Here is an 11,819-nt window from a genome sequence, read left to right as displayed (position 1 = left end):
AAAAACATTCCTCTATTCGAATCCTTTCGTCGTGCTGTTGATTCTGCCTTCCTATGACCTGTTCGGACTATTATGAGAAATGCTATAATAAGGATCCTTGCAGTGAGTGGCGTAAAACTCTTAAAAGTAATGCACAAACTCCTCTACAGCACTCCGATGATTCTCGTACAAGCGATAACAGTAATAGTCATAGTCAAGTGTTTTTCACTACGCACCGTTCTAATCAACAGTATAACCCTTCCAACTATGATTCGTCGAGCGAAATAAATGAACACGATATAGAAACTCAAAAGATTAAAGAAGGTGATGGCCATGATTCAGGTATTAGTTCCGATGGTGAGGATGACCGGACAACTTATACAGCAGTACAATTAACTAATGATTCTCTTGATAGCCAAAGATATACAGGAATATATATTCCAACAACAACTGATGGTTGGGTAGGTGAAAATAATCATCAGACTGGTTTATCAGGTAATTTGCCAGACGGAAGTAATAATCCACAAATTTTTGAAAGTACTGATTCAGTAGAGCATAATTCTACCTGCAATGATCATGTAATTTGTGATTCAGGTCACAATTCTGACGATGAGGATCAGTTTAAACTGTTGTACGAAAAGGAGAAAATAGAAGCACAAAATAATCAAAAATATACAGAAAATGTATGTAATCCAACAAATGGTGGTTTGTTAGGTGAAAGTGATAATCAACAAATTTCTGAAGATACAGAAATAACTTCTGATTGTAATCCAGATGATTCAGATCCAAAAGGGAATGAGGGCTATGGTTCAGATGGTTCTTGTGAAAGTAAAGAAAATTTGACAAAGGGCGCTGGTGGTAGTAATCAGACTTTTGAAGGTGAACAGAAAAGCTCAGAATTTCCGAAAGTTGACAATTGGTTAGATAGTGATGGGAACTCAGAAGATAGTTCGGACTCAAAAAAGGGTTCGTACTATAGCTCAGGTAATTTTGATTCAATGGAGTTAACAGATGATTTGGATTCAGAAGATGATAATCCTTTTCTAAAAGACTCACTTTTTATGAAACTAAAAATGTCGTTAACTCAAAGTGAACAGGATCTGATTAATGAATGCTGTGAGAAGGTGAGAGGTATAACAAAATAAAATAAACAAGAATGTATAGAAAATATTCTAGAAAGTATTAAGCACACAGTAGCTGGATACTTAAAAAAAGGAGTAATGTTAAATTTACAATGTACTTGTTGTGAAAAAACTGTAACAAATACAGTATTTGAAGAAATAAAAGATCTTACTAGTGGTAGTCATATAAGTAACAGAAGTAACACTTTTGTATTCGATAACTCTCCCTATCAAAGTAAAGATCAAAACTATAACAAAGAAAATGAAGATCAAAACTGTAACAAAGAAAATGAAGTGTCCGAAGAGGACATTACCAAAAGCATTGTTAGTAATTTATTGTTAAAAAGTGGAAAAGTAGAACGCCCTAATTTTTTCGATGGGAATGAGTTTGAGCAGATAGTTACTTATAAAGGATTTGATGATGGCCTTTCTGAGAAATGTAAGGAAATTGAAAGCAAGCTAAAAGATTTAGCATATGAAAGTATTGTAAACAAAAGCAAGCAGACTCAAAATGTATTAGGAGTAGACAAGGATAATAGATATTTTTGTATAGAATACTCGCAAGATAGTATTGTTGAAGTTGCAGAAATCCTAAACAATGAAAAAGCCAAAGACTTAAATTTAAGAGTTGGCATACTCAAAATTGGAGAAAGTATAGTAAGAGTTGAAAATGTAGAAGAAATAGGGGGAAAAAGAAATTACATGGATGTCTCAAAAGGTGGTATTGAAATGTCTTTTACTACTGAGGTAGGAGAGATAAGTATTTATCTAAGTCCTAGTGAGAAAGGCAGCAATAAAATAAAAGTGGAGATTGATGGGGAAAACAGAGCAAGGCTTAATGAGTTAAAAAATAGGGGAAAAAGTTTAGGGGAAAACTGTCTTTTAGGAGGAAAAAGTGTTGAGGAAGCTATAGAGCATGAAAGTTTTGAAAGATATGGCAGTGTACCTAACACTGCTATGAAGGAACCTAGCTTAGGTTGCGTTGCTAACATAGCAAGGGGGGGATAAGCTTGCAGAGATAAAATGATGGGCCAAATTGGCAGTATTTCGCTTTTGTAATGTACTTCAAAATGGTAGTATGCAAGCTAGATAGAACTTAATTGACAGACAAGAATTAACTGATGGAAAAATTGACATAATCAAACAATTACAGAATAAACTAGTAAATTTTTTGAAAAGTATATAAAATTCAAGTTTAAGTAAATAGCATGGCACTTAGACTCATTCCAGACAACCTCGATATCAAGTTTAGTAAATATAGGGATTTGACTGCATTAATTAGCATTATTCTTATCATCTTTTCAATATTCACTGTTGTGCTGCGTGGAGTGAACTTAGGCATAGACTTTGCAGGCGGAATTTTGATAGAGATAAAATCTTCAGATGAGAATCACTCTATTCTCGATGCATTAAAAGAAAATGGTTTTACAGTGCAGAGTTCAAAAGCGGGTGATAATTTAGTCATGCGTTTTAAAGATGAAGGAGATGAAGATAAAATCAAAAAGATAAAAAGCATACTAGAAGAAAAGCTGGGGAGCTCAATAAGCTATCGTAAAATAGACTATGTTGGCCCACAAATAAGCTCAACACAAATATTTGAAGGAATGTTATCCATGTTGATCGCAATTGTTGGAATATTTTTTTACGTTTGGTTTAGATTTAATTGGCAATGTGGATTCAGTGGAATAACAGCACTGATTCATGACGTGATTTTAACTGTTGGTTTTATTAGCCTAACTGGCATTGAGTTTAATATTTCATCAGTTGCAGCTCTTCTCACTGTCATTGGTTATTCAATCAATAACTCAGTAATTATATACGATCGGATTCGAGAGTATTGCAAGAGTGGTAAAAGTGGGCGGATGAGTGAGATAGTAGATGCAAGTATCAACGCTACATTATTTCGCACTATATTAACCTCGGGTACAACCCTTCTTGCTGCTCTTCCTTTGGCATTAATCTGCACAGATGCAGTGAAAGACTTCAGCTTGATCATTTTTTTTGGTATTTTGATTGGCGCTTGTTCTGCAATATTTATTTCTGCTCCTATATTAACCTACAGAGCTTTGATAAGTAGATTGTAGAAGTGTTTAGTCGCGGTATAATATCAACTTATTATCTCTTATAGTGAAATGAAAATACCTTAAAAAGCTCATTCCAAGTAGTGAATGAGACATAGAATGAGTGTTAACGCTTGCCTGTACATCATTAATCAAAAAATTTCCTATTTTAACTTGAGGTATTTGAACCACTCCAGCTTTTATTTGACCTTTCGCAGTTTCATATATTTTAAAATCCTGAACATTTTGTAAGTTAATACCAACATGTAATGCGTCTTTTTGTGATAGAACAATATCGGTTGCTCCAGTATCAAGCAAAAACGTTATATTGCGATCATTGACTTGAGCCTGAATATAAAAGTGTCCATCATATGACTTCGTAAATTCAATACTTCCACTATTCTGACCGCTATTTTGAATTCTTCCTTTATATGGTAAAAAAGTACTGAGAAATCTGTCGCTTAGTTTGTCCCTTTGTGAATCAATAAGCATTGCAGTAGTGGCTATTATTAGCAACCAAATAACTAGATTTTTCACCGCGTTCATATTGTTAAAATTTGAAGCTATTAAAATAAATTTTAAAGATCAGCGTTAAAAGTTATTATTAAAAATAAGTAAATTTCATTGTTTTAGTACAATATTTAGTATACACTTTAAGAAGATGTGTTTGATTTAATTTCATGTCAGAAGCAAAAAGTTTAATTTTAGCAGCTATCCTTTCCATGTTGATCATGGTATCTTGGCGTATTATTTATGATAATTTTTTTAGTGCAAACCAAAATCAGCCATTGATTGAAAATATTGAACATATCGAATCTTTTAACGACCTTGCTCCTATAATACACCAAAATCGTTCTGAAATTATTAATTCTACTCGAGAACAGAGGGTTAGTTTAACCAATAACATGATTAAAGGATCAATTTCTCTGAAAGGTGCAAGGTTTGATGACTTAATTTTAACTAATTACCACTTAGAACCGAGTTCTTCTTCTCCACAAGTGGTGTTACTGTCACCCGCAGAATCAAAAGATATATATTTCGCAGAATTTGGGTGGCTCGATCCGAATAACAAAATTAAAGTTCCAGATTCTAAGACAGTCTGGCAAGCTGATGGGGCTGAACTGACTAATCAAAAAGTAGTTAATTTATTTTGGGACAATGAGAATGGCATTGTGTTTAAAATGAAAATTAGCCTTGACGATAACTACATGTTTAAAATTGAGCAGATTGTTGAAAATAACACAAAAGATAATGTAGTTTTGGTTCTTTATGGTAAAATTAACCGTAAACGTGACAATATCAACGAATCTTATTGGATATCCCATGAAGGAGTACTGGGTGCATTTGATAATAAACTAGAGGAGTGGACATATAAGGATATTTCCAAAAAACATTTAGTAAAAGCAAGCACGAGTGAAAAAAATTGGTTTGGTTTTGCTGATAAATACTGGCTTACAGCCATCATACCTGAGAAATCCGATAAAATAAATGTAAGCATTAAACACACAAACGTTAATAATACTGATAAATTCCAAGTAGATTTTGTTAAACCTTACAAGAGCATACTTCCTGGTGCAAGCGTTTCTAATGTGAATTATTTTTTTGCTGGAGCAAAAAAGTTGAATTTACTGGATTCTTATAAGGATACTCTCAATATACCTTTATTTGATAAAGCTGTAGATTTTGGTGTTCTTTACTTTATAACTAAACCAGTGTTTTTACTGCTTGAATACTTTAACTTCGTTTTAAAGAATTTTGGCTTAGCAATATTATTGCTGACTTTAGTAATCAAACTTTTGATGCTTCCCTTATCTACTAGATCATATATTTCGATATTTAAGGTAAAAAGCCTGCAGCCTGAAGTAACTCGTATAAAAGAACTATATAAAAATGATAGTTTAAAGCAGCATAAAGAAATAATTGTATTATACAAGAAAAATAATGTAAATCCAATGTCAAGCATTCTTCCTATGCTAATACAAATACCGGTATTTTTTGCTTTATATAAAGTATTATTTGTTACTATAGAGATGAGACACGCCCCTTTTTGTTTATGGATTAAAGATCTTTCAGCTCCTGATCCAACGAACATTTTTACATTATTTGGGTTGTTTAATTACAATTTCCCTATTTCTATAGGCATTTTGCCTATAGTTTTTGGTATTACTATGATAATCCAGCAGAAGCTAAGTGAGAAAGATCAAACCAGTAAAGATGATATTCAAGTAAATGTTATGAAGTTTTTACCTTACATTTCTGTCTTTATTTTTTCTTCTTTTCCTGCCGGTTTGGTAATATATTGGATATTTAGTAATATTATAACTCTAATTCAACAATCATTAATAAAGTTGTTTTTAACGAAAAAAGTGGTAGTGAATGTCGAAAATACTAATAGTTAATTCAATTTATTATACTGAAATAGCGAACCTTTTGCTTGAGGGTGCAATTGATAAATTCAAAGGAAATAATGTTGATTATGAGATAATTGAAGTTCCTGGTGCATTTGAGATACCAGCTACAATTCTTTTTGCAGTCAAAAGCAAGAATGCTAATTATGACGGTTATTTAGCTCTTGGGTGCGTGATTCGCGGTGAAACCGATCACTATCAATATGTTTGTAAAGGAGTAATCGAAGGCTTAAATGAAGTTATTATGCATTATGCAATGCCCCTTGGTATGGGCGTAATTACCGCTAACAGCAAAGATAAAGCACTAGTTAGAGCTGACAAAAACAAAAAGAACGTTGGTGGCCATGCAGCCTCAACTGTTTTGCGTATGATAGATTTACACAATAAATTAAAATAATGGAGGAAAAACCAGTAGATAAAAAGTGGCGCATAAAAAGAAGCACGGCAAGATTTCTTGCTGTACAAATTGCTTATTCAAATATTTTCGTAGGTTACAACAAAAGCACTTTTAAACTGGAAAATTGTGAGCTTAAGGACTACATAAGTAAGTTGAGAGATATATTTGAATGTGAAGAATTTGAACATCAGTTCTTAGAAAACTTGTTATATAAGGTTATAAAAAACAGTGAAGAATATGATAAAATAATAGAGTCTTACTTACACCCAAGCTGGTCCCTTTCACGGTTAAATCTTATAAGCTTATCTATTTTGCGTGTTGCAATATGTGAGTTGATTAATTGCGATACGCCAGTTCCAGTTGTCATTAATGAATATACTAACATTGCATCTGATTTACTTGATAAACCAAGCGAAATTGGCTTTATTAATGGGTTATTGGATAAGGCAAAAGATGCAGTTAAATTAAATAAAAATCCTTAGCAATTATAGCCAGCAAACACAGGGTGTCATCCGAGTAGCTGACACATAGCTGTATGAACATTGTCTACCAGGAGGGTGTCATCCCAGTGTCAGCTACTTGGATGACAAGAAAGGGAGCACTGGGATGACACCATTTGTTGTACACTCACTTTTTCTTGATTTTTTAGTTTATCTTGCCTACCTACTTTGCCACTCTGCTGAACGGATACATTCCCATAATAAATTTGAGTAACCGACACTAAAAAAACAAAGAGGCAGACTTAATCTACCTCTTTTATTTCACTTGGCTATGCTGCTCCTTGTTGTTTAGAAGCAACTTGTTCAACAATAAGTGAGCCTAAATAAGTGTTAACCTCTTTAGCACCATCTTTGTCTAAACCTAATGTTTTACTCCACTTTGTTTCATTTACTGCCTAGAACTTACCTTCATCGTTTTTCTCTTTTAGTGAATCTATCTTGAAGAGTAAAGTATTGCCTAGCGTCTTGGTAAGCTGATCAATATCAACAATAATACGGTAGTTCTTGCCTTCTAAGCTGAAGTCTATATAATACTTATCCTTTTCTACCTTACCTTCTTCATCTTTAACTTGGTTATTCCTTGCAATTTCCCTAAATGCGTCTTCTGTTACTAGCAACCCATCCTTAATAACCTTCAGAGCTTTCAACTCAGATATTTCGTTATTTTTGCTGATAGCATATATTGCTAAATAAGTCAGCGCAGCAGCAACAAATGCTAAAACGCCCATTCCAAGTGGTGTAGCTGCAAAAGCTGCTAGCTTGCAAGTTGAAGGCCTCCAAAGCGGTGTTGAAAGTATTGCTAATCCACCTATAACGTATATAGCAGTAAATGCAACAAATACAGTGGTTGCTTTGTGGAGCTGGCCACAATGATTTTTGAAAGTTAGCATAAACGACTTCATTTAATAAAATATTAATATGCTTAAATTGTGTATAAAAGAACTGTCATAGTCAAGCTTTTTCGTAAGCTACCTGCCGCTTGAGCCAAAGCCCCCTGCATTGCGACCGGTTTCTTCTGCGCAGAATTCTTCTCTGTCATCCCAAATTACCTGAGATACAGGAGAAATAAGGATTTGTGCGATTCTATCTTCTCTTTTTATTTCGTATGGCTGATTACTTAGATTAATTAGACAAATTTTAACTTCACCTCGATAATCAGAGTCTATAGTGCCCGGAGAATTTAAGACAGTGATTCCATGTTTTGCAGCAAGACCAGAACGTGGGCGGATTTGCCCCTCAAAACCGTTTGGTATTGCAATCACAATTCCAGTTGGAACAAGTAATCTTTCAAGTGGATTTAGAACAGCAGAATCATTCAATGCAGCATAAAGATCCATGCCAGCACTCTGCGTAGTTGCATAACATGGAAGAGACAAGTCTTCTCCGTGTGATAATCTTTTTATTTCTACTTTAATTTTACTTCTTTGCACTCCAATTTACCATCTATGAAGACTCAATTATAGCATGTAAATTGTATCTGCAAAAGTGATAAATGTTACATCGTAAATGATGTCATTCCAGCGCGTGACGCTAGGCCATAAAATTCCTTGACAAGTTCAGTGCTCCTTTTTTTGTCATCCCAGTGCCCCTATGATGTTATTCCAGTCTGGAATCTAGTCCTTATTATGCAGCCACTTGGTTGAAATTAAGTCTTCTGGATCCCAGTGTCTGGGCACTGGGATGACATCATAAGGGCGCTGGGATGACACCCTGACAACCGTCATCCCGCTACTTGTTAGCGGGATCTAGAGATACCGCGAATGAATCGCGGTATGACGTAGATTTCTGTCATTCCAGTGTCAGCTACTTGAATGACACCCTCTTGGTATTCGTGTAGTTGTAAGCAGTATAGCTATAAATCACTCACAATCGATATGCTTGAATTATTCTCAGTAAATAAATCAAGCATAATGTTAGGTATTCTACCATCAACTATGTGAACAACTCCAGCACATTCCTCCGCCATTTTAACGTATGCCATAAGCCTTTCAATAAATTTTTCCCCTTTAATTTTCCCACAATCAATCGATGCATTTAAATTTTTAACAGATATCTTCCTGCCACCAATTTTATCTATTTCTTCATCTGTGTCACTCAAGATTATCATTTTAGATGCAGAAACTGCAATTGCAATTGCGCTTGCAGTGCTATCGGCATCAATATGATATGTTTCCCCATCTTTTCCATGACCAATTGGTGCAATAACTGGTATAAAATCTGATTCTTCAATAAAAAATAATATATCAGGATTGATTTCAGTGGGTCTACCGATGAACCCCATGTCTAATATCTTTTCGATATTATTTGATCTATCTTCTCTAAGCGTAGCGGTTATTTTTTCGGCTTTAATTAAGTTACCATCTTTTCCACATAATCCAATAGCTGAACCACCAGCAGAATTTATATGCTGAACAATTTTTTTATTAACTGAACCACACAGTGCCATTTCAATGATTTTCATAGTGTCTTTGTCTGTAAGTCTGATACCATTCACAAACTTACTGTTCATATCCAGCATTTTTAACACTGAGTTAATTTCATATTCTCCGTCATGAATTATTACCGGATTTATACCAAGCTGCTTCAACAAGACAACATTATGCACAAAAGTATTAAATAGTGTTTCATCTAAGATTATTGTACCACCGCATTTAATGACAAAAGTCTCGCCTACAAAGCTAGGTATGTTAGATAGCACTTCAAGTAATATTTCTGCTTTTTGTTCAAATGATACCTCACCCTTTAAAAATTCACTACTCTTCATTTTTTTATCTTGTAAACTTGAAAAACTCATCTCTTACCTTGGTTATTTTATGCTTAACACGGATGCTCATTTGATGAATTGACACATTCTCATTATTAATCCATTTTTGAATATCTTCTATAACAGCACCTAAGCTTTTTTGACTTACTTCATCTATTTTTGTTAGCACAATGTTAAAGTTAATGTTATTACATATTAACCAATAAATGAAGTCTTTGTCTATTTCTTTTAATCCTACCTTGCTATCTATCAACACAAACACTCTTCTTAGATTTCTTCTTTGAATTAGACAATACTCAATTAAGTTTAAATATTGTATAATTTCCTCCTTGCCTGCATGAGAGTAGCCATACCCTGGTAGGTCAACAAGTCTGAACTTATCATTGTACATAGAGTAAAAATTTATTTGTCTAGTGCATCCAGGTTTAGAGGAAACTCTGGCAGCTTTTTTGCTGTTTATCAGTAAGTTGATCAGACTGGATTTTCCTACATTTGATCTACCAGCAAACGCAATCTCTGGAGCCGACTCATTTGGTAATGATTTTATGTCCGAAGCTCCAAATATGAAATTGCAGTTTGATGTTATCTGTTTTGCCATTATATTCAACTAGAAGGTAGTAGGTATATTATAGTGTTATTGCTTGATATAAGAAATTTTTTATTTCAGTATATATTACTTAGCTAGATCTGTGCTATATGGATATGGAAAATAATTTACAAGACTTAAAGAAAAAATTTAATGATATAGAGAGGAATTTGGAAAATCCTACCAATTTAAGTCAAAAAGAATTCATTACCCTTTCAAAGGAATACTCTGAGCTCAGGCCAATAATCAAGATAATTGATGAATATAACACGCTGAAAGAGGAAATTTCAGACTTAGAAGAAATAATGAAAGATGAAAACAGCGAAGGTGATATAAAAGAGTTAGCAAAAGAAGAATTTTTCGAAAAGCACAAGGTATTATTACCAAAAATAAAAGCAAAATTAAAGTTAGCATTATTGCCCAAAGATGAAGATGACTTAAGAAATGCAATATTAGAAATTAGAGCAGGTACAGGCGGAGAAGAAGCAGCATTATTTGCAGCAATGTTATTTCGTATGTATCAAAAATATGCAGAAAGAAGAAATTGGAAGTTCGAGCCAATAAGCATTTCTAATACAGGTATAGGTGGCTATAAGGAAGCTTCTGCACTCATTAATGGAACAGAAGTTTTTGCAAGGTTGAAATTTGAATCAGGGGTGCACAGAGTACAGAGAGTGCCAGAAACTGAATCCTCAGGAAGGTTGCATACCTCTGCCGCTACTGTTGCGATATTACCTGAAGTAGAAGAAGTTGACTTTAAAATAGAAGAAAAAGACTTACGAATAGATGTTTATAGATCCAGTGGTCCTGGAGGGCAATCAGTGAATACAACTGACAGCGCAGTAAGGGTCACCCACTTGCCAACAGGGATAGTTGTGATACAGCAAGATGAAAAATCGCAGCATAAAAATAAAGCTAAAGCGCTCAAAGTATTGAGGGCAAGGCTATACGAAATTGAAAGACAAAAAAAAGAAATGGAAAGGTCAACAATGAGGAAAAGTCAGATTGGCTCTGGGGATCGCTCCGAGCGTATAAGAACATATAATTTTCCACAATCAAGAATAACAGACCACAGAATTAATCTAACTTCGCATCGATTAGAACAGATCATAAAAGAGGGTGAGTTAGATGAATTTATTGAGGCATTAATTTCACGCAATGAAGCAGAAAGATTGGCAGGGGAAAGTTAGCAGCCTACAATGGAATATTTGTAAAAGGGTTATTAATTACAGATTTGTCCCAGATCTTAAGGGTGTAGTTAGTAATAAATAGACAGTAAAAACAAGTTCTAGTACTATCGCGGATAAAACAAGAACAGCTACACTAATTGTTTGACCATTGTAAACGTAGCTTGTTAAGCCGATAAAAATAGCCATGATAAAAGCTCTAATGAACGAGACTGCAGAAGAAGCTGTGCCTTTAATTTCAGGGAAAACATTTATTGATGCATTAAAAATCACTGGCTGGAAAATTGCACAACCGATAGAAAAAATAATCATAGACAGTGTTACTAAGTAGAAAGAGTGGGGTACAATTATACTGAATATTACAAGCAATAGAGACCCAATAGCACCCACGCTCGTACCAGAAATTACACACTTTATTGCTCCAAGTTTCTGCAAGATTTTGCCAGCAAATAGACTGATGAGTGAGAAGCACCCAACATACTGTAATTGCGATTGAATGATGGAGAGACATACTCCATTATTTTAGCACGAAGTAACAAATTCAATGAATTGGTTCTTCAAAAATAATTTAAACTTTTACAGTAGGAGTAGTCTCATGAAATATTATAGCGGGTTAGATATCTCACTCAAAGAAACTTTTATTAGTATCGTTGATGAGAAAGGAAAAATTGTTAAAGAAGAAGTTGTTGCAAGTGAGAGCAGTGCAATAGCTGAGTTTCTGCTTAGTCAAAGCAGAGAATACGAATCCATAGGAATAGAAAGTGGGCAATTGTCAATATCGATGTGCAAAGAGTTAAGGAGCTTTGGATTACCAGTA

At 34.2% G+C, this 11,819-nt stretch carries 14 protein-coding genes and 1 pseudogene; 9 read left to right on the top strand and 6 right to left on the bottom strand.

Going from position 1 to position 11,819, the window contains the following annotated elements; genetic code table 11:
- The first annotated feature begins 197 nt into the window (after window positions 1-197).
- The 3 genes from OZD66_RS02360 to secF all read left to right on the top strand — a co-directional run bounded on the left by OZD66_RS02360 (window position 198) and on the right by secF (window position 3,184).
- Entirely contained in the window at window positions 198-1,124 is a 927-nt protein-coding gene (locus tag OZD66_RS02360) for a hypothetical protein (protein WP_275022118.1), read from the top strand.
- A gap of 75 nt (window positions 1,125-1,199) precedes the next feature.
- On the top strand, window positions 1,200-2,108 hold the full coding sequence (locus OZD66_RS02355) for a hypothetical protein (RefSeq protein ID WP_259348480.1): 909 nt from the start codon (window positions 1,200-1,202) through the stop codon (window positions 2,106-2,108).
- Between the two features lie 200 nt (window positions 2,109-2,308).
- Entirely contained in the window at window positions 2,309-3,184 is an 876-nt protein-coding gene (secF, locus tag OZD66_RS02350; RefSeq protein ID WP_182366504.1) for a protein translocase subunit SecF, read from the top strand.
- 6 nt (window positions 3,185-3,190) lie between these two features.
- Here the strand turns inward: secF and OZD66_RS02345 are convergent, their stop codons facing one another.
- Complete coding sequence (locus OZD66_RS02345) at window positions 3,191-3,706, bottom strand: TIGR02281 family clan AA aspartic protease (protein WP_006279648.1); 516 nt, start codon at window positions 3,704-3,706, stop codon at window positions 3,191-3,193.
- Window positions 3,707-3,840: 134 nt separating this feature from the next.
- On the opposite strand from OZD66_RS02345, the gene yidC reads away from it, so the two are divergent.
- Genes yidC through nusB form a run of 3 tightly spaced genes read left to right on the top strand, consistent with a single transcriptional unit; the run spans window position 3,841 to window position 6,447 of the window.
- Window positions 3,841-5,559, top strand: a complete 1,719-nt coding sequence (gene yidC, locus OZD66_RS02340) for a membrane protein insertase YidC (protein WP_182366501.1) — start codon at window positions 3,841-3,843, stop codon at window positions 5,557-5,559.
- Window positions 5,537-5,965: a 6,7-dimethyl-8-ribityllumazine synthase gene (locus tag OZD66_RS02335; RefSeq protein ID WP_182366498.1), complete on the top strand. Its 429-nt coding sequence runs from the start codon at window positions 5,537-5,539 to the stop codon at window positions 5,963-5,965. The genes yidC and OZD66_RS02335 overlap by 23 nt, the downstream gene beginning before the upstream one ends.
- A complete protein-coding gene (nusB, locus tag OZD66_RS02330; protein ID WP_182366495.1) occupies window positions 5,965-6,447 on the top strand; it encodes a transcription antitermination factor NusB in 483 nt (160 codons plus the stop codon). Before OZD66_RS02335 ends, nusB begins: the two co-directional genes overlap by 1 nt.
- Window positions 6,448-6,536: 89 nt before the next feature.
- On the opposite strand, the gene OZD66_RS02325 is transcribed toward nusB, so the two are convergent.
- The 5 genes from OZD66_RS02325 to yihA form a co-directional block, all read right to left on the bottom strand.
- Window positions 6,537-6,686 (bottom strand): hypothetical protein, encoded by a 150-nt coding sequence (locus tag OZD66_RS02325; RefSeq protein ID WP_182366608.1) that lies wholly within the window; start codon window positions 6,684-6,686, stop codon window positions 6,537-6,539.
- A 174-nt stretch (window positions 6,687-6,860) separates the two neighbouring features.
- Window positions 6,861-7,355, bottom strand: coding sequence for a hypothetical protein (locus OZD66_RS02320; protein WP_259348479.1), 495 nt, complete (start codon window positions 7,353-7,355; stop codon window positions 6,861-6,863).
- Between the two features lie 78 nt (window positions 7,356-7,433).
- A complete protein-coding gene (gene dut, locus OZD66_RS02315) occupies window positions 7,434-7,895 on the bottom strand; it encodes a dUTP diphosphatase (protein ID WP_182366492.1) in 462 nt (153 codons plus the stop codon).
- Between the two features lie 422 nt (window positions 7,896-8,317).
- Entirely contained in the window at window positions 8,318-9,229 is a 912-nt protein-coding gene (gene argB, locus OZD66_RS02310; protein ID WP_182366600.1) for an acetylglutamate kinase, read from the bottom strand.
- Between the two features lie 4 nt (window positions 9,230-9,233).
- Window positions 9,234-9,827, bottom strand: coding sequence for a ribosome biogenesis GTP-binding protein YihA/YsxC (gene yihA, locus OZD66_RS02305; RefSeq protein WP_182366489.1), 594 nt, complete (start codon window positions 9,825-9,827; stop codon window positions 9,234-9,236).
- A 98-nt stretch (window positions 9,828-9,925) separates the two neighbouring features.
- On the opposite strand from yihA, the gene prfA reads away from it, so the two are divergent.
- From prfA to OZD66_RS02290, 3 genes and pseudogenes are all read left to right on the top strand, one after another.
- Complete coding sequence (gene prfA / locus OZD66_RS02300) at window positions 9,926-11,005, top strand: peptide chain release factor 1 (RefSeq protein ID WP_182366487.1); 1,080 nt, start codon at window positions 9,926-9,928, stop codon at window positions 11,003-11,005.
- 199 nt (window positions 11,006-11,204) lie between these two features.
- Window positions 11,205-11,333: a hypothetical protein gene (locus OZD66_RS02295; protein WP_259348477.1), complete on the top strand. Its 129-nt coding sequence runs from the start codon at window positions 11,205-11,207 to the stop codon at window positions 11,331-11,333.
- 264 nt (window positions 11,334-11,597) lie between these two features.
- Window positions 11,598-11,819, top strand: a pseudogene (locus OZD66_RS02290) (IS110 family transposase); the annotation flags it as partial.

This window comes from Wolbachia endosymbiont of Drosophila baimaii (genome assembly GCF_028982185.1).
Taxonomy (GTDB): Bacteria; Pseudomonadota; Alphaproteobacteria; order Rickettsiales; family Anaplasmataceae; genus Wolbachia; species Wolbachia pipientis.
This window is presented reverse-complemented; position numbering and strand designations above follow the sequence as displayed.